The sequence below is a fragment of the Streptomyces sp. NPDC001002 genome, assembly GCF_053599215.1.
In genome coordinates this window covers 1-24,504 of record NZ_JBSFLV010000134.1, presented here as the reverse complement: position 1 = coordinate 24,504, position 24,504 = coordinate 1, and the positions used below count along the sequence as shown (strand labels likewise).

General features: G+C 70.2%; 20 protein-coding genes and 1 pseudogene. 3 read left to right on the top strand and 18 right to left on the bottom strand.

What is annotated here, in order from left to right:
• Positions 1 to 77: 77 nt before the first annotated feature.
• From ACWDR3_RS38235 to ACWDR3_RS38220, 4 genes and pseudogenes are all read right to left on the bottom strand, one after another.
• Positions 78 to 677 (bottom strand): annotated as a pseudogene (locus ACWDR3_RS38235) (GTP-binding protein); the annotation flags it as partial.
• Positions 664 to 1,107, bottom strand: coding sequence for a DUF742 domain-containing protein (locus ACWDR3_RS38230; RefSeq protein ID WP_401717200.1), 444 nt, complete (start codon positions 1,105 to 1,107; stop codon positions 664 to 666). The pseudogene ACWDR3_RS38235 and the gene ACWDR3_RS38230, both read right to left, overlap by 14 nt.
• A 39-nt stretch (positions 1,108 to 1,146) precedes the next feature.
• Entirely contained in the window at positions 1,147 to 1,623 is a 477-nt protein-coding gene (locus ACWDR3_RS38225) for a roadblock/LC7 domain-containing protein (protein ID WP_123996961.1), read from the bottom strand.
• On the bottom strand, positions 1,620 to 4,358 hold the full coding sequence (locus tag ACWDR3_RS38220; protein WP_450357185.1) for an ATP-binding protein: 2,739 nt from the start codon (positions 4,356 to 4,358) through the stop codon (positions 1,620 to 1,622). The genes ACWDR3_RS38225 and ACWDR3_RS38220 overlap by 4 nt, the downstream gene beginning before the upstream one ends.
• 382 nt (positions 4,359 to 4,740) lie before the next feature.
• Between ACWDR3_RS38220 and ACWDR3_RS38215 the strand changes: the two genes are divergently transcribed.
• A complete protein-coding gene (locus ACWDR3_RS38215; RefSeq protein WP_450357184.1) occupies positions 4,741 to 5,697 on the top strand; it encodes an ABC transporter substrate-binding protein in 957 nt (318 codons plus the stop codon).
• Between the two features lie 105 nt (positions 5,698 to 5,802).
• Here ACWDR3_RS38215 and ACWDR3_RS38210 read toward each other — a convergent pair whose 3' ends face one another.
• The 6 genes from ACWDR3_RS38210 to ACWDR3_RS38185 all read right to left on the bottom strand — a co-directional run bounded on the left by ACWDR3_RS38210 (position 5,803) and on the right by ACWDR3_RS38185 (position 13,625).
• Positions 5,803 to 7,203, bottom strand: a complete 1,401-nt coding sequence (locus ACWDR3_RS38210) for a glycoside hydrolase family 43 protein (RefSeq protein ID WP_450357182.1) — start codon at positions 7,201 to 7,203, stop codon at positions 5,803 to 5,805.
• A gap of 119 nt (positions 7,204 to 7,322) precedes the next feature.
• Positions 7,323 to 8,288: an ROK family protein gene (locus ACWDR3_RS38205; protein ID WP_450357181.1), complete on the bottom strand. Its 966-nt coding sequence runs from the start codon at positions 8,286 to 8,288 to the stop codon at positions 7,323 to 7,325.
• The gene (locus ACWDR3_RS38200; RefSeq protein ID WP_450357186.1) at positions 8,285 to 9,970 is read right to left on the bottom strand and encodes a dipeptide ABC transporter ATP-binding protein; all 1,686 of its coding nucleotides are present in this window, start codon (positions 9,968 to 9,970) and stop codon (positions 8,285 to 8,287) included. The genes ACWDR3_RS38205 and ACWDR3_RS38200 overlap by 4 nt, the downstream gene beginning before the upstream one ends.
• 56 nt (positions 9,971 to 10,026) lie before the next feature.
• A complete protein-coding gene (locus ACWDR3_RS38195) occupies positions 10,027 to 10,908 on the bottom strand; it encodes an ABC transporter permease (RefSeq protein ID WP_450357180.1) in 882 nt (293 codons plus the stop codon).
• A complete protein-coding gene (locus ACWDR3_RS38190) occupies positions 10,905 to 11,864 on the bottom strand; it encodes an ABC transporter permease (RefSeq protein WP_450357179.1) in 960 nt (319 codons plus the stop codon). The genes ACWDR3_RS38195 and ACWDR3_RS38190 overlap by 4 nt, the downstream gene beginning before the upstream one ends.
• A gap of 3 nt (positions 11,865 to 11,867) precedes the next feature.
• On the bottom strand, positions 11,868 to 13,625 hold the full coding sequence (locus ACWDR3_RS38185; protein WP_450357178.1) for a peptide ABC transporter substrate-binding protein: 1,758 nt from the start codon (positions 13,623 to 13,625) through the stop codon (positions 11,868 to 11,870).
• Positions 13,626 to 13,808: 183 nt separating this feature from the next.
• On the opposite strand from ACWDR3_RS38185, the gene ACWDR3_RS38180 reads away from it, so the two are divergent.
• Positions 13,809 to 15,008, top strand: a complete 1,200-nt coding sequence (locus ACWDR3_RS38180; protein ID WP_450357177.1) for an ROK family protein — start codon at positions 13,809 to 13,811, stop codon at positions 15,006 to 15,008.
• Positions 15,009 to 15,081: 73 nt separating this feature from the next.
• On the top strand, positions 15,082 to 16,590 hold the full coding sequence (locus ACWDR3_RS38175) for a M81 family metallopeptidase (protein WP_450357176.1): 1,509 nt from the start codon (positions 15,082 to 15,084) through the stop codon (positions 16,588 to 16,590).
• Here ACWDR3_RS38175 and ACWDR3_RS38170 read toward each other — a convergent pair.
• The 8 genes from ACWDR3_RS38170 to ACWDR3_RS38135 form a co-directional block, all read right to left on the bottom strand.
• Complete coding sequence (locus ACWDR3_RS38170) at positions 16,571 to 17,182, bottom strand: GTP-binding protein (RefSeq protein WP_450357175.1); 612 nt, start codon at positions 17,180 to 17,182, stop codon at positions 16,571 to 16,573. The genes ACWDR3_RS38175 and ACWDR3_RS38170 overlap by 20 nt on opposite strands.
• Entirely contained in the window at positions 17,169 to 17,525 is a 357-nt protein-coding gene (locus tag ACWDR3_RS38165) for a DUF742 domain-containing protein (protein ID WP_450357174.1), read from the bottom strand. The genes ACWDR3_RS38170 and ACWDR3_RS38165 overlap by 14 nt, the downstream gene beginning before the upstream one ends.
• A gap of 1 nt (position 17,526) precedes the next feature.
• Positions 17,527 to 17,958 carry a roadblock/LC7 domain-containing protein gene (locus ACWDR3_RS38160; protein WP_123996945.1) on the bottom strand — a complete coding sequence of 144 codons (432 nt, stop codon included), beginning with the start codon at positions 17,956 to 17,958 and terminating at the stop codon, positions 17,527 to 17,529.
• Positions 17,959 to 17,972: 14 nt separating this feature from the next.
• The gene (locus tag ACWDR3_RS38155; protein ID WP_450357173.1) at positions 17,973 to 20,369 is read right to left on the bottom strand and encodes a nitrate- and nitrite sensing domain-containing protein; all 2,397 of its coding nucleotides are present in this window, start codon (positions 20,367 to 20,369) and stop codon (positions 17,973 to 17,975) included.
• A gap of 131 nt (positions 20,370 to 20,500) precedes the next feature.
• Entirely contained in the window at positions 20,501 to 21,502 is a 1,002-nt protein-coding gene (locus ACWDR3_RS38150; RefSeq protein ID WP_450357172.1) for a substrate-binding domain-containing protein, read from the bottom strand.
• Positions 21,503 to 21,728: 226 nt separating this feature from the next.
• Positions 21,729 to 22,547, bottom strand: a complete 819-nt coding sequence (locus ACWDR3_RS38145; RefSeq protein WP_450357171.1) for an SAM-dependent methyltransferase — start codon at positions 22,545 to 22,547, stop codon at positions 21,729 to 21,731.
• A 204-nt stretch (positions 22,548 to 22,751) separates the two neighbouring features.
• Positions 22,752 to 23,183: a DUF6114 domain-containing protein gene (locus ACWDR3_RS38140; protein ID WP_450357170.1), complete on the bottom strand. Its 432-nt coding sequence runs from the start codon at positions 23,181 to 23,183 to the stop codon at positions 22,752 to 22,754.
• On the bottom strand, positions 23,183 to 23,836 hold the full coding sequence (locus tag ACWDR3_RS38135) for a DUF6230 family protein (protein WP_450357169.1): 654 nt from the start codon (positions 23,834 to 23,836) through the stop codon (positions 23,183 to 23,185). Before ACWDR3_RS38135 ends, ACWDR3_RS38140 begins: the two co-directional genes overlap by 1 nt.
• Positions 23,837 to 24,504 lie beyond the last annotated feature (668 nt).

Genomic DNA, 24,504 nt, shown 5'->3' with positions numbered 1-24,504 from the left:
GCGTTGATGCTCACGGTGGTGAACCGGACAGACGCGCCTATGTCGTCGACTTCGACGGCGAGCATGGAGCGCTTCTCGCCCTCATCGTTGGCCAGCGCCAGCTCCAGTACGACGAGCAGCGCGTCGCGGACCGAGCCGCGCTCACGGGCGTCGAAGACCACCACCGGGACGGGATCGGCGACGTCGAGCGCCCAGCGGACCTCGTCCAGCGTGTGCTCGATCTTCCCGTCGAAGGCGTTGACCGCGACCGCGAACGGGATCTGCCGGTGCTCGAAGTAGTCGACGGCCGCGTAGCAGTCGTCGAGGCGGCGGGTGTCGACGATGACGAGCCCGCCGACCGCGCCCTCCACGATGTCGTCCCACATGAACCCGAACCGCTCCTGCCCGGGCGTGCCGAACAGGTACAGCTTCAGGGTCGGGTCGATGGTGAGACAGCCGAAGTCCATGGCCACCGTGGTGGTGGTCTTGCGCGGGGTGTGGCTGAGGTCGTCCACCCCCGCGGCGACCTCGGTGATGGCGGCCTCGGTGGTCAGCGGCTCGATCTCGGAGATCGCGCCGACGGCGGTGGTCTTGCCCACGCCGAAACCGCCGGCGATCACCATCTTCACCGGGAGCGGCGGGCGTACGGCGGCCACCGGAGCGGCCGTGCCGCGCGTGGCCGGTTCAGTCGGTGTCACGGACTGCCCCTCGGGAGTCGGGTATGGCGCGCAGGGCGTCGATGACCCTGCGCAGGACGGTGGCGTCATGGGTGACGCCGGAGTCGGGAACGTGCACCGCCAGCTGCCCGGCGGCACGCAGGTCCTCGGCGAGGACCCGGACGACGTTGAGGTGCAGCCGCAGCCGGGCCGCCAGTTCCGCGATGGACTGGGGCACCCGGCAGGCGGCGACGATGTCGTGCTGCTCGAAGGAGAGGGAGTCGAGCACCGCGAGCCCCTCGGCGGTGGCCACCACCTGGGTCTCCACGGGCACCGGACGGCCGACCGCCGCGGTGGGCGCCACCCGCCCCGCGGTGACCAGGAACGGCCGTACGGCGGAGGCGGGCCCGACCGGGGCCTGGCCCGGGCGCTGCGTACCGTCCTCGCCGGCCGGTGCACGGCCGTCCGTCATGAGCTGTCGTCCTCCTCTTCGGACCGGTCGGCGACCGGGTCAGCGCTTCGACGGGACGCCGACGGTGTTCTTCAGTTCGAGCACGAGCTGGGGGCTGAGCGCGGCCCCGGCCCGGTTGGCGAACAGCGTCATCTCGTAGGCGATGTTGCCGAGCTTGGCCTCCTTGTCGGCGACCACGCCGAGCACGGCGCCGCTGCCGATCGCGGAGACGATGACGTGACCGCCCTCCAGGTCGATGATGACCTTGTTCAGACCGCCCAGGCCATAGTTGCCGGAGGCTCCGGCGGCCAGGCTGGTGATGCCCGAGACGATGGCCGCCAGCCGCTCGGAGTGGGCCCGCTCGCGCAGCTCCGACACGGCGATGAGTAGCCCGTCGGAGGAGACCGCGATGGCGTCCACGACGCCCGCGGTCTCGGTGGCGAATCGGTTGAGCAGCCAGTTGAAGTCAGCTGCGGCGGCCTGCAGATCGGTCGGCGTGGTGCTTCCCGTCGGAGTGTCACCTGTCGACGTACTCACTGCTCCGCTCCTTCCGGGAGATGGTTCTGGTCTTGCGGATCGGGGGTCGTGCGTACGCCGGTGCTGTCGCGGTTGGCCCGCTCCACCGCCGCCTCGAACTCGTCGAGCGCGTCACGGACGGCGTCCGCGTCGGCGGGCCGGGGGGCCTGCCGCGCCGACTGCTGGGCGTCGGCGGTCGTGTGCAGCGTCGCCCCACGGACACGGCGGCGCAACGGGCGCGTCGAGCCGTCCTCGGCGGACACCGTCGTCGGCGCCGGGGCTGTCTCGGTACGGGCCTTGGGAATGAACGGCGGGTCGGGCTCCGTCGCCTCCCGCTTGGGGACGCGACGGGGGAGCGGGTCCGGCCGCCCGTCGGTCGGGGCGTGATCCGACAATCCGGTGTCCTCCTCGACGCCGGTCGGCTGCCGTCGGCCTGACACGTGATCGACGGCCGAGTCGTCCTGAACGGCCCAGCTGGGAGTGGTGGCCGACGCAGGCGCGGTGCCGTTGCGGGTGGCCGAGGAGCCGTCCCGCTCGGCCGCGCCACCGACACCGCTGCCGGGCCCGACCGCGTCCCACGCGGCCCGCACGGGGGTGGACGCCGTCGAGTCCCGCTCGGGCAGGCCGACGGTGGCCGAGGAGTCGTGCGTGACGGCGTCGGCGGAACCCACTGGGTTGCTGTCAGTTCCGGCCCACGCGTCCCGCGCGGCCCGGCCGCCGGCCGACGGCGCGTCCTTGCCCGCCGAACCGCTGGAGGCCATCGCTCCGACGGGGCTCATCGTCAGCAGCAGGGACGAGGGGACCGTCACCTCGGCCGTGACGCCGCCGCCCGGGGTGCGGGAGAGGGTGACGTCGACGTCCCAGCGGCGGGCCAGGGTGCCGACCACGAACAGGCCGAGGACCTTCGTCGGTACGAGGTCCAGGCGCTCGCGGCGGATCAGCCGGGAGTTCTCCTCGGCGATCCGCTCGCTGCTCATGCCCAGACCGTGGTCCGCGATGACGATCGAAGCTCCCGAGCCGTCCTCGACGGAGGCGTCCCGTACGGCGACCTCGACCGGACTGCCGGCCGGCGAGAACGACACCGCGTTCTCCAGGAGTTCGGCCACCATCAGCGTGAGGTCGCCGATGATGTCCGGCTCCACCATGATCTCGGTGCGCGCCTGCAGCCGTACCCGCTGGAAGCCCTCGATCTGGCCGAGCGCGGCGCGTACGACGTTGGTCAGCTCGGTCGGCCCGGAGTCCAGGACCGTCTCGCGGATGCCGGCAAGCAGCATCAGGGAGTCGGCGTTGCGGCGCAGGCGTACGGCGATGTGGTCGATGGAGTAGAGGCGTTCGAGCAGCGCCGGATCCGTCTCGCCGCGCTCCACCGCGTCGATCAGGGCCAGCTGGCGGGTGGTGAGGTTGCTGACCCGGCGGCCGACGTTGCCGAACATCTCGGCGACGTTGCGGCGGCTGAGCACCTGACGCTCCAGGAGGGCGATCGAGGTGGTCTGCACCCGGTTGAACACCTCGGCCAGCGTGCCGATCTCGTCGTTCGCCGTCACCGGCATCTCGCGCAGCATCGGCGGACCGGAGTCCTCGGTGTCGTCGTCGGCCACCCGGGCCAGCTCGCGCCCGGCCACCTCGGCGACCTCCTGCGCGGCCCCGGTCAGGGCCATCACCGGACGGACCACCGAGCGGCGTACCACCACGGAGAAGGCGATCCACAGGACGAAGCCGATCAGACCGGCGCCGAGCAGCAGCGCGGCGCGCAGCGAGGCGTCGCCGGAGGCGTCGTCGGCCCGGTCGGCGATGTCGTCGATCAGCGAGGCGGTGATCTTCAGCCGGGTCGCGGACTGGTCGCGGTAGTCGGGGTAGTCGGCCAGCGCGGCCGACAGCGCCTTGCCGATCTGCTCCGGCGACTGCGCCGACAGTCCGCTCGGGTCGATCTGCAGCTCGGCGTAGTGCTGGGTGATCGTCGCCTGCGCGGAGTTGTGCTCGATGCCGTTCAGCCGGTCGGTCTGCTCCTCCGAGGCGAACCGCGCGAAGCGCTCCGCCTGGTGGCCGTAGAGCTCGTAGGCGCCGACCGCGTTGATGAACTCGATCAGCGCGTTCGTGTCGCCGGTGCGCGCGGAGAACACGCTGGTCTCGAAGGAGCTGTGGGCGGCGTCGGCGCGCAGCAGCGAGTCCAGCAGATTGCCGGTGAAGGTCGCGGCCAGCGACTCGTTGCGGTCCAGACCCAGGCCGTCGATCAGACCCTTGGAGGCGTTGGTGTACGCGGGGTCGATGTTGTCGGCGGGCAGATAGCCCTGCTCGATCGTCTCGCGCAGGCTGGTCAGGCCCTCGACCTCGCGCAGCGCCTGTGCCTCGGTGCTCGGCAGCTGGTCGCCGAAGGCGTCGCGCACCTTCTCCACCTGCTGGGTCACCGCCTGCTGGGCCGTCCGGTAGCCGGTCAGCGAGGGCTTGGCGCCACCGCCCACGGCCTCGAACCGCACGGAGAGCAGGATGGCCTGCTGGTGCTCGGCCTCCACCCGGTCCACCAGCGTGGCGACCTGGGCGCTGTTGCGCACCAGCCGCGCCGCGTCGGACGCGGAGGTCGACTGGCCGACCTGGTCGACGACGAGATAGCTGAGCAGGACGGCCACCACGGCCAGCGGAATGCCGACCAGGAGGTTGAGTTTGCGTCTGAACGGCCACCGGTCGGCGAAGCCCCGAATACCGCCCTTCGACGGCGGCGGGGCCTGCCGGGCGGGCGCGTCCACTTCGGTCGTGGACACCGGTCCTCCTTCGTGCATGTTCTCGTCGGACGCGTCAATGCGCGTGACCGATTCTGATCGATGGGCCGGACCCCGGAAATGGTGCCGAAGACACCGAAGCGGCCCCCGCACACCGCTGTGACCGACGCCAACTGCCGTGAGACTACCGCCTCTTTGAACGATCAAGCGCGTCGCCCTACGTCAAGAATCCGTTACAAAGAGCCTCCGGTTCCTCACCTGTCCGTTCGCCGTTCCTTCACAGACGATCACGCATTGAGGCGTAAGCGATCACGCATTGAGTCCAATCGGTGACCAGGCTGCTCTTGACTGAGTGAGAACAGGCTGGATTGGATCAGTTGCAGCGCTCGCTTCACACCAATCCCCAGAGTCCGGAACGGGAATCGTGACTTCCAACGCCCCACGCAGCAGGTCCTTCAGGATTCATCCCGCGGCCGCCGTAGCGCTCGCCGCCACCACGGCCCTGCTGGCGGGATGTTCCTCCTCTTCCGACGACAACTCCGACCCCCTGGCCGGGGACAAGTCGGACGGCAAGACCGTCGTCGTCGGATCCAACAACTTCGCCGAGAGCATCCTGATCGCCGACATCTACGGCGAGGCGCTCAAGGCGAAGGGCATCAAGGTCACCTACAAGCCGAACATCGGCAGCCGTGAGACCACCTACGGCCTGCTGAAGAACGGCTCCATCACCGTGCTGCCCGAGTACAACGGCGCGCTGCTGGCCTACCTCGACCCGAAGGCCACCCCGAAGACGGTGGAGGCCACCACGGCCGCCATCGACGCCAAGCTGGACACCAAGCTGACGCTCCTGGAGCCGGCCTCGGCGCAGGACAAGGACTCGGTCACGGTGAACGCGGCGACCGCGAAGAAGTACAACCTGACCGCCGAGTCCAGCATCGCGGACCTCAAGGACATCGCGAAGGACCTGTCGATCGGTGCCTCGCCGGAGTTCCAGACCCGCCAGCAGGGCCTGGTCGGCCTGAAGTCGGTGTACGGCCTGGAGTTCAAGTCCTTCAAGGCGCTGGACGCGGGCGGCCCGCTGACCCAGGCGGCGCTGAAGAAGAACACCGTGCAGGCGGCGGACCTCTTCACCACGGACCCGACGATCGTCCAGGAGAAGCACGTCGTCCTCCAGGACCCGGAGAACCTCTTCGGCTTCGAGAACGTGCAGCCCCTGGTCTACAAGAGCGGTCTGTCCTCGGAGGGCGTCGCCGCGCTCAACGCGGTCTCGGCCAAGCTCGACACCAAGGCCCTGCTCGACCTGGACTCGCAGGTCCAGCTCGACAACAAGGACCCGCTGGACGTCGCGAAGGCCTGGCTGAAGACGGTCGGCCTGGGCTGACCCCCGGACCTCTGAAGCGGGCGCCCCTCTCCGGGCCTTTCCGGGAGGGGCGCCCGCTTTCGTCGTACCCGCCGCTCGGCAGACCGAGTCTCCGTACCCGGCGTCTCAGTAGCCGACGTAGAAGGTCGCGTCCTGCTGCTCGGTCGACGTCGAGATCGGGTCGATGCGCAGGACGTAGTTGGAGTGCCGGATGTAGCGGGTGGGGTTGTTGTACGAGCGGAACGACGCCCAGCTCGCGTCGGCGAGGCCCGCCGTGCGGTAGAAGGTCGCGTCACCCGCGAACGTCGACGTGCCGTCGTTGACGTCCAGTTGGAGCGCGTAGTTGTAGTGCCGCAGATACCTGGTCGGGTAGTTCACCGACTGGAAGGACACCCCCGCGCTGTCGGCGAGACCGGGCACCAGCTTCCACTGCGAGTCGGTGTACGGATCGAAGGCGTACTCGTCTATCCGGCCGACGTAGTTGCTGTGCCGGACGTACCGGGCCGGGTAGTTGTAGGACTTCAGCCGGTTCCAGGCGGGTGTACCCCACTTGGCGACCAGGTTGCTGTACTGGGCGCTGGTGATCGGCTGGATGCCGCAGTGCTTGGAGTTCAGCGGCTGGGTGTACGTCTTCTGGTCGAGCGCGGTCCAGGTGCCGGCGGCCAGGCTGCTGGTCTGCCAGGCGTAGAAGACGCCGTTCGGCGACCAGGTGTCACCCCACAGGTACCAAGTCGAGCCGGACGTGAGGGACTTGACCAGCGTCGGGGCCTCGGTGCCGTTGTGCGAGACGGCGGTGCTGAACTCCGTGAAGCTGCCCGGGTCGAGGGAGGTGGAGCGGGCGCCGACCAGGGTCGAGTTCTTCTTGAAGTACAGGTAGTTGTAGCCGCCCACGCCGACGGCCATGTCTCCGTCGATGACGTCGTAGCCGGGGTCGAAGAAGACCTGCGGGGAGCCGGCGGTCACGAAGTCGGTGGTGTAGTTCGCCATGATCACGTTGTGGCCACTGGAGTTGACCGCCGAGTAGATCACCGCGTACTGGCCGCGCCCCGCGTCCCAGAACGCCTCCGGCGCCCAGGCGTGGGTGTCCAGGTCGTGCACCTTCATCCGCCGGTAGCCGGTGAAGGTACGCAGGTCGGTGGAGTCCCAGACGTGGAGGTACTGGCTGACGTACGTCCAGTCGGTGCCGTTGAGGTCGGTGGCGAGCACCACGAAGGTGCCGTCCTGCTTGCGCAGGATGAAGGGGTCGCGCAGGCCGAGGGAGCCGGCGGTCGGCGTGGCCACCGGGGCGTTCTGATTGAGCGGGGTCCACTGCAGACCGTCGGTGCTGACGGCGAGGTGCAGGCCGTAGTTGGCGGCGAGCATGTCCGGCGACTCGGTGAAGTAGGCCATCACGTACGCCGAGTCGGCGGCGTGGGCGGTACCGGCACCGAGCGCCAGTGCGCCGGTGGCGGCGAGCGGCACGGTGGCCGCCATGCCGAGGAAGTGGCGGCGGGAGGGGCGTGCGGCGGGGTGCGGTCTGGCGTTCATCTGCTCTCCAGGGGGCGTGCGGGGGGAGTGCTGGGGGTGCCCATGTGTCGGTATATCGAACGCGGTTCGGTAAACCGATCAGAAGGTAGGGATGTGACACGTGAGCGTCAATCACCCGGTCACGCTTGGCTGGATTCGATCGCCCGCTCCCCGCCCGCCGCCCCCACCGCAGCCAGCTCCGCCCACGCCCGAGCCGCCGCGCCGACGGCCACCGCGTCACCGCCGAGGGCGGCGGGCAGCACGCGCAGGGCACGTCCGCTGACGGGCGGCTCGGCGGTCAGTGTCCGTCGTACCGCGGGCTCAAGGAGCGACCACGACCGGCTGACACCCCCGCCGATCACACACGTCGTGACGTCCAGCAGACCGGCCGTGATCAGCAGCGCCCGGGCCACACCGGCGCCCGCCGCCGCGTAGACCGCGAGGGCGTCGGCCTCGCCCCGGGCCGCCGCGTCGGCGACCTCGTGGGCGGTGAGGTCCCGGCCGGTGCGCTCGCCGTACCGCGCGGCGATCGAGCGGCCCGACGCCAGCGTCTCCAGGTGGCCGCGCCCGCCGCAGGTGCAGGGCAGTTCGCCGAAGCCGGGCACGTGCCCGATCTCGCCGGCCGCCCCGTGCGGGCCCTCGTACAGGGCGCCATCCAGCCACAGTGCCCCGCCGACCCCGGTGCCCAGGGTCATGCCGAGCACATACGGTTCGCCCGCGACGGCGCCGGCCGCCGCCTCACCGCGCAGGAACGCGTTGACGTCGTTGTCGAGGAACGCCGGTACCCCCAGGGCCCGTTCGACCGTCGCCGTCACCTCGAACCCGGCCCAGTCCCGGAAGGAGTCGCTGGCCACCAGGATCCGCCCGGCCCGCACATCCACCAGCCCGGCCGCCCCGACACCAACTCCCAGCAGCTGCCCGGGAGTTCGCTCAAGCAGCTGTCGTACGGCGTCCAGCGCGGCGCCGACCATCGCCGTGCCGCCCCGGTCCGCGGGGGTGGGCACCTCCAGGCGGTCGGAGATGCCGAAGTCCTCGGCGCACAGCACGACTTGGGTGGTCGTGCCGCCGATGTCGACGCCCGCGACCACCTCGGGAGAGCGCGTCACGCGGTGACCCCCGTACGCAGGGCCGCCCGGCGGCGGCGCTGCACGACCGGGTCCGGCACGGGCACGGCCGCGATGAGCCGGCGTGTGTACTCCGTCTCCGGACGCAGCAGCTTGGTCATGGTCGGCCCCTGTTCCTCGACGCGTCCGGCCCGCATGACGACGACCCGTTGGGCGAACTGCTGGACCACCGCGAGGTCGTGCGACACGAAGAGACACGCGAACCCGAGTTCGCCCTGCAACTCCGCGATCACCTCAAGGACCGTCCGCTGCACACTCACGTCCAGCGCGCTGGTCGGCTCGTCGGCGACCAGCAGCCGCGGTTCGAGCACCAACGCCCGCGCGAGACTGACCCGTTGCCGCTGACCGCCGGACAGCTCTCTGGGCCCGCGCCCCGCCAACTCCCGCGGCAGCCGCACCCGTTCCAGCACGTCCGCGACCAGCGACCGCCGCTCGGCCGCCGACAGGCCCCGGCGATGCATCCGCAACGGCTCGGCCACGCACTCCCCGACGCTCATCCGGGCGTCCAGCGAGGCCACCGGATCCTGGAGCACCACCCCGACCCCGGACAACAGGGCCCGGCGCGCACGCCCCCGGGTCCGGCCGAGCTCCCGCCCGAACAGCGACACGGTCCCACCACTCGGCGCGACCAGGCCCAACGCCACCCGCGCCGCCGTCGACTTGCCGGACCCCGACTCGCCCACCAGCCCGACCGTCTCGCCGGGCCGCACGGTGAGCGACACGTCCTGAAGGGCCTGCACGGCCCCCGGACCACGGCCGAACCGCACGGAGACGTCCCGGAGTTCGACCACGGCGTCCCCCTCGGGGTCCGGCGGTGGAGGTGTCGGGGCCTTCACCGTCGGCGCCTTCACCGTAGGCGCCTCCACCGTCGGCGCTTCCACCGTCAGTCGAGGAACAGCCTCCAACAGCCGCTGGGTGTACTCGTGTTCCGGGTGCAACAGCACCTGCTCCACCGACCCGGACTCCACGACCTCACCGTTCAGCATCACCGCGACCCGGTCGGCGAAGTCGGCGACCACGCCCATGTTGTGCGTCACCAGCAGCACACCCGTACCGGAGTCGGCCGCCAACGCCCGGAGCAGATCCAGGATCTCGGCCTGCACGGTCACGTCGAGGGCGGTAGTCGGCTCGTCCGCGATCAACAGCCCCGGCGAGTTGGCGATCGCCATCGCGATCACGACCCGCTGCCGCTGCCCGCCCGACAGCTGGAACGGAAACGCCGACGCCCGCCGCTCCGGCTCGGGAATGCCGACCCTGCGCAGGAGCTCGACGGCCTCGCGGGCGGCCTCGGCACGCGAGACGGCCCGGTGATTGCGTACGACTTCGGCGATCTGCGCGCCGACGCGGGTCAGCGGGTCGAGCGCGGTGGCCGGTTCCTGGAACACCATCGAGGCGGTACGGCCACGCAGCCGGGAGAGTTCGGCCTCGCCGGCCCCGACGACCTGCGTGCCGTCGACCGAAACCCGCCCCGACGCACGGGCGTTGGACGGCAGCAGCCCCATCGCGGCGAGCGCCACCGTCGACTTCCCGGACCCGGACTCGCCGACCAGCGCCAGTGTCTCGCCGGGCCGGACGTGCAACGACACCTCGCGCACGGCGGCCACGTCACCGGTGTCGGTGGCGAAGGTGACCCCGAGATCCTCGACCTCCAGGATGTTCGCCACCTTCGCCACCTTCGCCACCTTCGCCGCCTTTGCCAACTTCGTCCCCTCTGTTTCCTTCACCCTCGGCCCCTCACGTCGAAGGCGTCGCGCAGCCCGTCGCCGATCGCGTTGAACGCGCACACGACGAGGATGATCGCGAGACCCGGCGGAACGATCAGCCACCAGCGCCCGGAGTACGCCGCCGTCAGTCCGGCGGACAGCATGCCGCCCCAGTCGGTCTTGGGCGGCTGGACACCCAGGCCGAGATACGAGACGTACGCGACGAGCAGGATCGCGTCGGCGACCTGGAAGGTGGCCGCGACGACGATCGTCGACACCGAGTTCGGCAGGATGTGCCGCCGGATGGCCCGCCCGTGGGTGCCGCCGGTCGCCCGCAACGTCAGCACGTAGTCCCGGCTCTTGAGCGTGAGCGTCTCGGCCCGCACGAGCCGGGACGGCACCAGCCAGGACACCAACCCGAGCACGATGATCAGCCCGAGCGTGTCCGGAGTCGTGATCGCGGAGACGACCAGCAGGATGAACAACGCGGGGATGGCGATCCCGGCATCCACGATCCGCATCATCACCGCGTCCAGCCAACCGCCGGCATACCCCGCGGTGGCACCCCACAGCGTCCCGATGACGGTGGCGAGGATCCCGGCCGCCAGCCCGACGAGCAACGAGACCTTGCCCCCGTACATCAACCGCCCGAGCTCGTCGTGTCCGACGGCGTCCGTTCCGAGCCAATGGGAGCCGCTGGGGCCGAGGTTGACCTGGGTGAGGTCGGTGTGGGTCTGGTCGGTGGAGTAGAGGAGAGGCCCGACAAAGCAGAAGAGGAGGAACAGAACAACGACAGCGAGCCCGGCAACAGCGAGCCGGTTGCGCGCGAAGCGCGCAGCGGCCAGGGGCGCGGGGAACTGCGCGATCAACCCCCACCGGCCCGCACTTTGAACACTCATGCTCGGCTCGCCTTCACACGTGGATCGACGATCCGTTGAACGACATCCGCGAGCAACGTGCCCACCACCGTCGCCACGGAAATGACCAACACACACCCCAACAGCACCGGATAGTCGGACGACTGAGCTGCACTCCAGAACAGCAGCCCCATCCCGGGGTAGTTGAAGAGCTGCTCCACCACCAGCGCCCCACCGAACAGCACCGGCACGTAGTACCCGAGCATCGCGATCACCGGCGTCAGCGAGTTGCGGAACACATGCCGGAAGAGAATCGCCCCCTGCCGAGCCCCGCCGGCCCGAGCCGTGCGGACGTAGTCCTCGGAGAGGTTCTCCAGCGTCGAGGCCCGCATGTACCGGCTGAACACGGCCACCATGGACGCGGCCCCCGTGACGACCGGCAGTACGAGCCCCGCCGGATCCGCGAACACGTCGGCCAGCGTGTCCCCTTGGGGTGCCTGGGAGGGGAACCAGTGCAGGGTCTGCGTGAAGACCAGCACGAGGATCAGCCCCAGGAAGTACACGGGCGTCGAGTACGCGACGAAGCTCAGCGTCGTGATCACGTAGTCGGCCGGCTTGTTGCGGCGCACGGCCTGCCACATGCCGAGCGGAATCGCGAGCAGCAGCCCGGCCACCGCGGACAGCACCGTCAACACCAGTGTCTTCGGGAGCCGTTGCTCGATGAGCTTGGAGACCGCCTCGTTGAGCGTGTACGACGTGCCGAGGTCACCGTGGAGCAGGGTGCCGAGATAGTGGACGTACTGGACGGGCAACGAGCGGTCCAGTTCCTGTTCGTGGTTGAAGGACGCGATCTGCTGGGCCGTCGCCTGCGGGCCGAGGATCCCGCGCGCGGGACCCCCGGGCAGCGCGTGCAGCAGGCAGAAGACCACGACCGTGACGATGAGGATCACCACGAGTGACTGGAGCACCCGTCGGGCCAGGTAGCCGAGAGTCTCCATGCCTCAGCTGGTCCACTTCCACTGCGCGGGGTGGAAGTTGGCGAGCGAGTCCTGCGAGAAGCCGCCGAGTCCCTTCTTCATCACGGAGATCTGGTAGTCGGGCTCCGGCAGCCAGATCACCGGCAGATCCTTGGCGAGTGCGGCGCTGTACTCCTGGACGGCCTGGTTCGAACTCGACGTCGTGGACGCGGAGATGAGCTCGTCGACCGCCGTGTTGGCGTAGTTGCCGAAGTTCGAGCCGCCCTTGGTCTGGAAGAGCGAGTCACCGGTCGGGAAGGCGTTGAAGTACCAACTGCCCATCGTGCCGAAGAAGGACAGCTGCCACTTGCAGATCGACTGGCTCGCCGTGCACTGCGGGGTCTGCGACAGCACCGAGTTGACGGGCGCGGTCTTGATGGAGAACTTGATGCCGGTCTTCGCGAGCGAGGACTGGATCGCGCTCATCATGTTGTCGGTCACCGTCGAACCGGACTGCGACAGCACCTGCATCTGGAACTTCGTCCCCTTGGCCACGCCCTCACCGCACTGCGAGGCACCCGTGCCCGGGCTGGTGCAGGTCATCACCCCGCCCTGCTCGGTCCAACCATGGCCGGTCAGCAGGGACTTGGCGGCCGAGGTCGAGAAGGGGTACGGGTTGGCCTTCTGCGTCGACGACACGAAGTCGGACGTCTGGGCCTGCGGGATCGGCCCGTAGCCGGGCACCGCCGTCCCGTTGAAGACGACTTTCGCCAACGTGGTCTGGTCGATGGAGCGTTGGACCGCCTGGCGGGCGTACAGCTGCTTGAACACCGCGCCCATCGACGGGTTGTTGAAGTTGTACGGCATGTACGTGATCGCCCAGCCGGACCACGGCTTCACCTCGTAACCCTGCGCGGTGAAGCTGTCCTTCTGGTCGAGGTCGGTCGCCTCGATGTAGCCGTAGTCCACGGTCCCCGACCGCAGCGCGTTCTTCTCGGCGTCCGCCGTGGTGAAGGGGAGCAGGTTCACCGTGGGGATGCCGGGCTTCTCGCCGCCGTCGTACTTCTTGTTGGCGGTGAGCACGACCTTGCCGGCCGTCGAGAAGGACTTCACGGCATACGGGCCGCTGATCGTCTTCCACAGGGCGTTGGAGGCGTAACCGCCTATGTTCTTCGCCGCGTTGTTGAGGTACGTCCAGTCCTGCTTGGCGTCCCCGGCCTTGTCCCAGACGTGCTGGGGGAGCGGGTTGATCAGGCTCAGCTCGTTGGCCAGCATCCACTGCGGGTTGTAGGCCTGGTCGAAGGTGATCGTGAAGTGGCGGGCGTCCACGGTCTTGAAGGACGACCAGTTGTCCGGCGCCTTGCCGGGGCTGTACCCCGCCCACTCGGACTTGTTCCCCTTGACGATGTCGAACCAGAACTTCACGTCGGCGGAGGTGATCGGCTTGCCGTCGCTCCAGTGCCGGTCGCCGAGCGTGATCGTGACGCTCTTGTTGTCGGCGGCGAAGTCGGCGGCCGTGGCCACCGATCCCTTCTTGTTCCAGCCGACCGTGCCGGTGGAGCCGTCGTAGGCGACGAGCGGTTCCCACAACGCGTTCGAGATGGACTTGTTGTTGGTGTTGAGGTGCGCGGCCGTGCCGATCGGAAGGATCCAGTTCGGCGTGAAGTTCGCGGGCAGCGCGTAGTTGATCGAGTCGTGCGACCCGGAGGACGACGTGCCGCTCGACCCGGAACAGCCCGCGAGCAGCAGCGTGCCCGCGCTGAGGGCGGCTCCGGTGAGGAGTCTCGTGCGAGCAGGGGACATGGCTCTCCTCGAAGGCGAAAGGGTCTGAGGGGCGGAGTGAGCCCAGTGAACGACTCGTGGTGGCGAAGAAACAGGCGTGCCGCTGTAAAAAGCCTGTTACTGCTGTTCTGAAAAAACCCTGGAGGGTGCCCGTGAGGCTTACTCTCGACGCCCCGGCCGTCGAGATCGGAAGTTACTTCGCTCATGGTTGAAAAAAGCCCTCCGCCCCGGCGCCACGCAGCGGGCTTCTCCTCACTGGCCGAGCGGGTCCTCGAACTCCTCGCCTCCGGACAGGCCGCGACCCGCACGGAGTTGGCCGGTCTGCTCGGCGCCGCGCCTTCGACGATCTCGTTCACGGTGGGCCAGTTGCTCGACCACGGGCTGGTCGCGGAGGAGGGCACGGTGGCCTCCGCGGGCGGGCGCCCCCGCAAGGTGCTGCGGCTCGGCGGCAGCGACGGCTTCGCGGTGGCGGCCGAACTCGGCGGCCGGCACGCGCACGTGGGTGTCGTCCTGCCGGGCGGCGGGATCACCGACGTCTCCACCGTGCCGTTCCCGACGGCGGACGGACCGGAGGCGGCGCTGCCGGGTCTGGCCGAGACGTTGGAGGCGCTGGCCGACAAGCACGGCCGGGAACTGCTACGAGGCGTCGGGCTCTCCCTGCCGGGCCCGGTCGACGTCGAGCAGGGCGTCGTCACCCTCCCGTCCCGGATGCCCGGCTGGAACCGCTTCCCCGTCCGCGCCTGGCTCGACGACCGCTTCGGCGTCCCCGCGGCCATCGAGAACGACGCCAACTGCATGGCCGTCGGCGAGCACACCGTCCAGCCCGTCGGCCGCCGCCAGTCGATCATGGTCAAGACCGGCACTGCGATCGGCGCCGGCGTCATCGCCGACGGCCGCCTCTACCGGGGCGGCACCGGCGCGGCCGGCGAGATCACCCACGTCCGGGTCGAGGCCGCCCACGACATCCCCTGCTCCTGCGGGAACACCGGCTGCCTGGAGACGGTCGCCTCGGGCGCGGCCCTGGTCCGCATCCTGCGCGAACGGGGCCTGCCGGTCACCTCCACCGAGGACGTCGTACGCCTCGCCTCCGACGCCGACCCGGAGGCGACCCGCGCGGTCCGCCAGGCCGGCCGCTACCTCGGCCAAGTACTCGCCGCCAACGTCAACTTCTTCAACCCGGATGCCGTGTACCTGGGCGGCATCCTCTCCACCCTGGAACCGTTCGTGGCGGCAGTCCGCAGCCAACTCTACGAAGGCTGCCACCCGTTGGTAACGGAACACCTGGTGATCGAGCGCGCCAGCCTCGGCGCGGACGCGGGCCTGGTGGGCGCGGGCCAGTTCGCCCTCCAACGCGCCTTGGCGCAGGCCCTTCAGAAGGTCACCAATCAATCAGCGGTGCGCTGACGCCCCAGGGGCGCGGGGAACTGCGCGACCAGCCACGACGAACCAGCAGCCAACACGCAACCCGGAGCCCCCTTTGCCGTCTTCTCTTCCTGTCATCGCCATCGCAGGCCTAGGCATCGAATCCTCAACCTTCTCCCCAGCCCGCACCGAGGCCCCCGCCTTCCACCCACAGCGGGGCCAGGACGTCCTCACCCGTTACCCCTTCCTCAACCCGGGTACCGACCTCCGTACCGCCGCCGAGTGGCGCGGAGCCCTCGTCGGCAAGGCCCTCCCCGGCGGCACGGTGACGGCGTCCGCATACGCCGACCTGACCGCCGAACTCCTCGACCGACTAAGCGCGTTGGGCCCGGTCGACGGCCTCTGGTACGACATCCACGGCGCGATGACCGTCGAGGGCCTGGACGACGCCGAGGCCGAACTCCTCGCCCGCATACGGGAAGTGATCGGCCCGGACGTCCTCGTCTCCACCTCCATGGACCTGCACGGCAACGTCTCCCGTGAACTCGTCCACCGCAGCGACCTGATCACCTGCTACCGCATGGCCCCGCACGAGGACGCCATGGACACCAAGGAACGCGCCGCCCGCAACCTCGTCGACCTCCTGACGAGCGGCGCGCCCCGCCCGGTCAAGGCCTGGGTGCCGGTACCGGTGCTGCTTGCCGGTGAGCAGACCTCGACCCGGATCGAGCCCGCGAAGAGCGTGTACGCGGCGGTCGAGGAGGTGGAGGCGGCCGACGGCGTGACGGACGCGGCGATCTGGGTCGGCTACGCCTGGGCCGACGAGCCGCGCAACCGGGCGGCGGTCGTGGTCACCGGACCGGACGGACCAGCGGTAGCGGCCGGCGCCGAACACCTCGCCCGCGGCTTCTGGGCGGCACGGCACGACTTCGCCTTCGTCGCCCCCACCGGCACCCTGGACGAGTGTCTCGACGCGGCCCTCGCCTCCGCCGCCCGCCCCTACTTCGTCAGCGACACGGGCGACAACCCGACGGCGGGCGGCGCGGGAGACGTGACGTGGGGTCTCCAACACCTGCTGTCCCGGCCGGAGTTCAAGGACGACACCGGCCCGGTCGCGATCTACGCCTCCCTGCCGGGACCCGCCGCCGTCGACGCGGCCGAGCGGGCCGGCATCGGGGCGACCGTCACCGTCACCGCGGGCGCGGAGGTCGACGACCGGCACGCCGGGCCCCTCACCCTCACCGGTGTGGTGCACGCGATCCGGCACGGCGACCGGGACGCCGGGACGGAGGTCGTGCTGAAGGTCGGCAGCGTGCACGTGATCCTGACCCGGCTGCGGAAGCCGTACCACCACGAACACGACTTCACCGACCTGGACCTGACACCTCGTCAGGCGGATCTCGTCGTCGTCAAGATCGGCTACCTGGAGCCCGAGCTGTTCGCGATGGCGGCCGACTGGAAGATGGCCCTCACCCCGGGCGGTGTCGACCAGGACCTGACCCGGCTGGGCCATCACCGCATCCGCCGCCCGATGTTCCCCTTCGACCCGGAGATGGCCGAGCCCGACCTCACGGCCCGGCTCGTCGCGCCCTCCGATCAGCCCCTCACGGGCCCTGACGAGTGAGCCGGCCGGTCCCGTCGGAGCCGGACGCGGTGGCGATCAGCTGGTCGATCAGGGCGATCAACACGTCCCGGCAGGAGCCGCGTTCCCGCGCGTCGCACAGCAGCACCTGCACATGGTCCGGCAGGGCCAGCGAGTCGCGGATCTCCTCGGCCGGGTAGGGGTGGCTGCCGTGGAAGCCGTTGACGCCCACGACGAAGGGGATGCCCCGGCGTTCGAAGAAGTCGATGGCGGCGAAGCTGGACTCGGGGCGGCGGACGTCGATCAGGACGACCGCGCCGAGGGCGCCGATGGCCAGGTCGTTCCACATGAACCAGAAGCGCTGCTGGCCCGGGGTACCGAACAGGTACAGGACCAGTTCCTGGCTGATGGTGATGCGGCCGAAGTCGAGCGCCACCGTGGTGGCCGTCTTCTCCTCGATGCCGTCGAGGTCGTCGACGTGCAGGCCCGCCGAGGTCAGCGGTTCCTCGGTGCGCAGCGGGACGATCTCGCTGACCGCGCCGACCATGGTGGTCTTGCCGACACCGAACCCCCCGGCGATCAGGATCTTGACCGTGTCGGGTGCCGTCCGGGTGATGGCGTCAGAGCCGGCCAAGGCCGTCCCTCACTTTCTGCAGCAGGTCCAGGTCCGGGGTCCGGGAGACGGGGTGCGGCGGGCGGGCGGTGATCCAGCCCTCCTCCAGCAGGTCGCAGAGCATGATGACGACCACGCTCACCGGCAGGTCGAGCAGGGCCGCGAGCTCCGCGACGGCGATCGGTTCGGCGCACCGGCGCAGGATGCGCTGGTGCTCGGGCTGTGACCGGGTGGCCCAGGTCGGCGGCGGGTCCACCGCGGTCACGGTCGTGATGAGGGTGAAGTCGGCGCGGCTGGGCGAGGTCCGCCCGCCGGTCAGCGTGAACGGCCGTACCAGCCGGCCCGCCGTGTCGCCTCCGCTCACCTCACGCGCCGGTGTCGGCGGTGGGCCCGATGCCCGCCCGCGGGGCCGCGCTGAGGTGCTCGCCGATCTTCTTCACCAGCATGTTCATCTGGTACGCCACCACGCCGACGTCCGCGCCCTGGCTGGTGAGCACGACCAGGTGGGCGCCGGGCCCGGCCGCGGTGAGGATCAGATAGCTGTGCGCCATCTCGATCAGCGCCTGCCGCACGGGGCCGCCGCGGAAGTCCATGGAGACGCCCTTGCTCAGGCTCATCAGCCCCGACGCGGTCGCCGCGAGGCGTTCGGCGTCGTCGCGCAGGAACCCGGTCGACTTGCTGACCACCAGCCCGTCCTCGGAGAGGACCACGGCGTGGTTCACCTCGGCGACCCGGTCCACCAGTCCGGTCAGCAGCTGGTCCAGTTGAGTGTGCGTGGCGGGAATCGGGCGTGTCATGGCGGTGTCCTTCGTCAGCTGTCGGCGGCGGGCGGAGTCGAGGTGACGGGGGTACCGCCCGCGGGAACCTGCGCACCCGGTGCCGGCGGCGCGGACGGTTCCTCCCGGTCGTACCGCTCCTCGGTGTCGTCGTCACGTGCCTGGAGCGTGCCGCGCTGGAATCCGGCGAGCGAGGACGCGGCGCGATCGGCGGTGAACTCGTCGCCGTCGGCGTCCTCTTCGGCGGGCGCCGCCTCCTCGCGCAGCTCGGCGGCCAGACTGGTCTGCGGGACCCGGCGGGGGAGCGGCGTCAGCCCCTCGGCGCGGACGACGGCCGACGGCGCACCGCGCGCCGGAGCGGGACGTGGCTCCCGTACGTCCTGCGAGGGCCTCTCCTCGGCATGGCTGTGGCTCTCCTCCCGGGCGTCGTCCCGCTCCGGCGCCGCCCGCGGTGCGGGCACGGCCGGTACGTCGGAGACGTCGGACACGGCCGGGTTCTCGGGTACGTCCTGTACGACGATGTCGTGCGGGAGCAGCACGATCGCCGTCGTGCCGCCGTACGGCGAGGGGCGCAGGGTGACCGCGATGCCGTGCTGGGTCGCGAGCCGGGCGATGACGAACATGCCCAGGCGCAGGTCGTCCGCGAGCGCCACCACGTCGAACTGCGGCGGCTGCGCCAACTGGGCGTTGAGGGAGGCGTATTCCTCCTCGGACATGCCCAGGCCCCGGTCCTCGACCTCGATGGCCAGGCCCTTGGCGACCAGCGCGGCGCGCACGCCGACCGGGGCAGGGGCGGGGGAGTATACGGTCGCGTTGTCGATCAGCTCGGCCAGCAGGTGGATCACGTCGGCCACCGCGGGCGGCGCGAGGTACACGTCCTCGTCGGTGTGCACCTCCACCCGCTGGTACTCGGCGACCTCGCCGACGGCGCTGCGCAGGATGTCGATCAGCGCGACCGGCTCCCGCCAGCTGCGGCGCGGCTGCTCACCGCTGATGATGACCAGGTTCTCCTCGTACCGGCGCAACTGGCTGGCCGTGGAGTCCAGTTCGTACAGGCCCTTGAGGACGTCGGGGTCGTTGTGCCGGCGCTCCAGGGTGTCCAGCTTGGTGAGCTGGAGGTTGACCAGGTTCTGGCTCTGCCGGGCGATGCCGAGGATGACCTTCTGGAACCCGCGCCGGGTGTCGGCGAGTTCGACCGCGGTGTGCACCGCGGTGCGCTGCGCCTTGTTGAACGCCCTTGCCACCTGGCCGAGTTCGTCGTCGCCGTAGTCCAGCGGCGGGGTCGCGAGATCCGCGTCGACCGTCTCGCCGCGGTCCAACCGGGCCACCACGTCCGGCAGCCGCTCCTCGGCCAGGCTCAGGGTGGCTTCGCGCAGGCCGCGCAGCCGGCGGGAGAGCGAGCGGGTGATCCGCCAGGACATGAACACGCACAGCAGCAGCGCGACCAGGCCGCCCAGGCTCAGCGAGGCGGCGGTGATCAGCAGGCTGTCCGCCTTGTCGGAGCTGCGGTCGAGCAGTCCGGTGGTCTGGCGCTGGATCAGCTTCCCGTACTCGTCGCCGACCTCGATCAGCGCGGCCCGCCACTCCTTCGCCTCGTTCGGCAGGGCCACGTTCCCCTCGGCGCCCTTGGGCCGGGCCGTGAGCACCCGGTCCTCGATGCTCTGGAGGGTCCGCCACGCGGGGCTCTGCAGGATCTTCTCGGTCTCCGTCTTCGCGCTGCCGCGCAGCGAGGGGACGATCTGGTCCGAGACCAGCCACCGGCGGGTGTTGACGACCTTGGTGAACGCGGTCCAGGACGCGGCGTCGAAGTGCCCGGCCGGGAAGGCCAGGGTGAGCTGCGCGTCCTCCTGGGAGACCAGCTCCGCCGCGTGCTCCAGCGCGACCAGCGGTCCGGCCTGCGAGGTGAGGTCGCCGTCGTCGACCTGGGAGAGCTCCTGGAAGGCGTGGATCTGGTCGTCGATGATCGAGCTGTACTGGTCCAGGGACTGCTCGGCGGTGATGTCCGCCGGCTTGTCGACCTGACCGCGGTAGTACTCCAGGCTGCCCACCGAACCGAGGACCGAGTAGAGCCGGTCGGAGATGCGCGAGGGCGCGTTCTGGATCGCGTCCGACTGGCGGACCAGCTTGGCCACCGCCCGGTCGGTCTCCGCGCGCTGCTTGTCGAGCGCCTCCCGCGAACCCGCCGGAGCGCCGGCCAGCCACACGGCCGACAGACTGCGCTCCCGCTGCAGCGCGAGCGTCGCGTCGGTGCCCATCGCGCCGGTGGAGCGGCTCAGGTCCGTCTGTCCGCGCAGCCGCAACCCCTCGGCGAACATCTGGGTCGTCGTCACGCCCCACACGGCGGCGAGCGTCACGCTCGGCACCAGGGCCAGAAGGATCAGGGAGAGACGTATGGAGCCGAGACGGCGCCGGGCACCTGTCCGTGGAGACATCGTCGTCCTAGGCGATCAGCGGGGCGGGAACGGGAAAGGGGACAAGGGGTGTTCAGGATGCTATCCGCACAAGTGACCGCACGTGGCGCAGGTCACGGAATCGGAGCCGACAACCGGAACGGATGTGTCCGTCAACGGGTGCCGGCGGCCGCGTACTTCGCCACCGAGGCCACGTTGGTCCTGGTCACGAACGCCGGGCCGGTCAGTACGGGGGACACCCCGCCGCCGCTGACGTTGCCGTTGGTCTTGTACAGCCACAGCGAGTCCACCGCCAGATAGCCCTGCAGATACGGTTGTTGATCCACCGCGAACTGTACGGTGCCGCTCTGCACGGCCTTGACCAGGTCACTGTTGAGATCGAAGGTCGCGACATGGGCCCTGCTGCCCGCCGACTTCACGGACTTGACCGCGGTGAGCGCGAACTGCGCGCCGTTGGCGATGACTTCGTCGATCGTCGGGTCCTGCCGCAGCCGGGCCGTGATCATGGCCTCGGTCGCGTCGAAGTCGGTGCCCTCGACGTAGAGCATGTCGGTCTGGCCCGCGAAGGTCTTCTTCACTCCGGCGCAGCGCGCCTCCAGGGCGACGTTGCCCCGCTCGTGGATGACGCACAGGGCGTGCTTGGCCTTGAGGTCGTCCAGTTTGTCGCCGACCGCCCGGCCGGCCACGCTCTCGTCCTGGCCGAAGTACTCCAGCAGCCCCACGGACTGCCAGGCGTCGATACCGGAGTTGAGGCCGACCACGGGGATGCCCGCCGCCTTCGCCTGGGCCACCGGACCCGTCATGGCCTGCGGCTTGGCGAGGGTCAGCGCGATGCCGTCGACCTTGTCGCGGACCGCGTCCCGCACCAGTTCGGCCTGGCCCGTCGGGTCCGGGTCGCTGGCGTACGTCAGTCGGACGCCGTCCTTCGCGGCGGCGGCCTCCGCCCCCTTGCGCACCAGGTCCCAGAAGGCGTCGCCCTTGCCGCCGTGCGTGACCAGGGTGATCTTGAGCCCGCTGCCCGCCTTGCCGGCGGAGTCCAGGCCGGAGTCCGACCCGCCGCCGGAGGAGCAGCCGGCCACGAGCAGCCCGACCACGGCAGCCAGGGCGGCGGCGCGGGGGAGTCTGTGGGACGCGGGGGGTGGGGGTGTGTTCATGAGGGTGCGGCACCTCGCTGTGCGCAGAGCTGGAGGAACGGCGAGAAGGAGCCTTCCGGGCGGCGTTCGCTGCGTAGTACGCCGACCGGGTGACTCTCGCTCGCCGGAGCCAATCGTGTGTGACCACCGGTAGTCAAGTGAGCAGCCACTTGGAGTGAGTTGTCGACGCCCCATCGTGATGATGTTCCGGCCAGCGGGACAGCGCGGGTTCCAGGTGGCGGGAACATCAGGGCTTACGGGCCACTGCCCCGTACATGGCTATGTCCTCGTCGCGGATCTCGCCGGAGTCCGTGCCGTCCGGGTGCCACTTGTGGACCTGGACGATGCCGGGATCGACGAGTTCCAGCCCCGTGAAGAACTCGTTCGCCTCGGTGAACGTGCGCAGCCGCATCGGCATGTCGCGGGCCGCGTACTCGCGGGCGACCCGGCCGACCTCGGCGGGCGCGAACTCGGCCGTGCCGATGGACATCGCCAGGTAACTGCCGGACGGGAGCGGCTCCATGAGGCGGCGGACGATGCCGACGGCGTCGTGCTCGTCGAGGAGGAAGTGGACGATCGCGACGACGGTGAGGGCGACCGGCTGGGTCAGGTCGAGGGTGTCGCGGAAGGCGGGCGCGTCCAGGACGGCCGCCGGGTCGCGCATGTCCGCCTCGATGTACGCCGTGCGGCCCTCGGGGGTGCCGGCGAGCAGATCCCGGGAGAGTTCGAGGACGAGCGGGTCGTTGTCGACGTAGACGACCCGGGACGACGGGGCCGCCGCCTGGGCTATCTCGTGGATGTTGGGCGAAGTGGGCAGGCCGGTGCCGATGTCGAGGAACTGGCGTACGCCCGCCTCCTCGGCGAGCCAGCGCACCGCGCGGTTCAGCCAGTCGCGGTTGGCGCGCATGTGGATCGGCAGGGCGGGCCACTCCCGGCACATGGCGTCGGCCGCCTCGCGGTCCGGCGGGTAGTGGTCCTTGCCGCCGAGGATGTAGTCGTAGATCCGCGCGGCGTGCGCGGTCCCGGTGTCGATGCGGCCGGCCGGCGGGGTGCTGTCGTCGGGCATGGTGTCCGCTCCTCTCGTCGGGGGTCGGGTCACTCGGGTTCTTCGTCAACTCCCGCACATCGCAAACCACTTGAGCCTCACCGGCCACGGAGCGGACGGGCTCGACGGGCATGCCGAAGGGACCCTCGGCAATGAGGGCCCAGGGGAGCGCGCGACCGGCGGGCCCACGGACGTGGACCCGCAGTCGAGGAAGCGGCCGAGGGGTTACAGCTGGACGGCCGCCTTCGCCGCCCGTGCCTCTTTCCTGCGGCGCCGGCGGCTGACCCGGGGCTCCTGCTCCGGGAGCCAGCCGAAGATCATGCTGGCGCCGACGACCCCGAGGAGCAGGCCGACGAAGAAGCCGCCCAGGTTCGAGGTGACCCAGCTGGCCAGGGCGGCCAGGATGCCGACGATCGAGTAGAACAGGCGCTGGGCGGGGCTGAAGAGCGTCAACAGGCCGCACAGCACCATCAGGGCGGGCAGCAGATAGCCGGTCAGGCCCTGCATGCCGATGTGCATGGCGACCTTCAGCGAGACCTTCTCGGTGACCAGGATCTCGGCGCCGCCCAGGGCGAGCAGCAGCCCGCCCCAGAACGGCCGGGCGGCCCGCCAGTCACGGAAGGCGGACCGCACGTCCTGCGTCGAACGGCCCTTCATCAGCAACCCGTGTCGCTGAAGCTGAGCTTCAGGCCCGGCAGCTTGAACACCCCGGCCGTGGTCGCGTAGTTGGTCTGCCGCAGGTTGGCGATGTGCACGGTGTCGGCCTGCTGGCTGAAGACGCCCTTCTTGCCCTGCACCCCGGCCTTGGTCAGCGTGCTGGCGTCGTTGCCGATCTCGATGTTGTTGAAGGCCGCGTCACCCGACAGCTCGGTGGAGTCGGTGGTGAGGTCGCTCGCGGTGACCTTCGTCGCGCCGGAACCCGCCTTGATGAGCAGGTTGATGCCGCCGAGGTCGACGCTCTGGCAGAGGCTGTCGAGCGTCGCGTTCTTGATCGCGGAGGTGACGATCAGCACCTGGCCGCCGGTGTCGCCCTCGTTCGGGCTGTTCGGGATCATGTTGTCCAGGTCGCCGAACTGCTCGAAGCCGGTGCCGTCGAGCGACTTGGCGGTGACCGTGAAGGGCATGCCGGAGATCGAGAACTGCACGCCCAGGGCGCCCTCGGCGGTGAGGATCGCGAGGCCGGCGGTGACCGCGACGGCGGGAACCGCCATCACGGCGGCGCGCCGCATCCGGACCCGGCCGCGTCTGGCGGGTTCGGTCGAGGAACCGCTTTCGGGGTTCTCGGGGGTGTTGTCGGCGGACGAGGCCATTTCTGCTCCCATGTGCATAGTCAGTGCGGGTTGGGCATCACGGCACGTTGTCCTGGCGCGGACAGCGGCTGCGGCGCACGCTCCTCACTGCTCCCGGTGGGCGCAAGGGCTTACTCGTACTCCGCAGTAGCCGCCGAGGAAGTTACCGGTGGTTACATTTTGTGGTCAAGGGAGTTGTGCAAAAAGAGTGTTGGTTATGTGTCATCTGTGCGCCAGGGTCACGAAGCGTCCCCCGCCTGGTCTTTGAACGATCGTCAACTCCCTTACTGGCTATTGACGTTGACCGACACCCAGGTCTAGAACTGCCCCTGGCTTCCCTCGGATCCGTGGCGCCGGATCCCGCCGCGCGGCACTGCCCGCGTCTCCCGGAACCCTCCTGTCCAGCACGGGCACTTCCCCCCTGGTCCCGTGTCGGACGCTCTCCCCGCCCGGCCCCGCCGACGGCCCTCCCCACGGGTCTTCGGCGGGACACCGGCCGGTCGTCGTCGCCGGTCCGTTGCGTACGGAGAAGAAGCACCGCCGAGCGCGACCGCTTCACGCCCCGCCCGCTGCGCTACTTCGAGACCATGTTCGCGGCGCTGAGCGCCGAGCCGCCGGCCTAGTCCGCGGCCGACGCCCCTCCGCCCGAGCCGCGCCGGCGTGCGCCGAAGATCACCGCGGGGATGCCC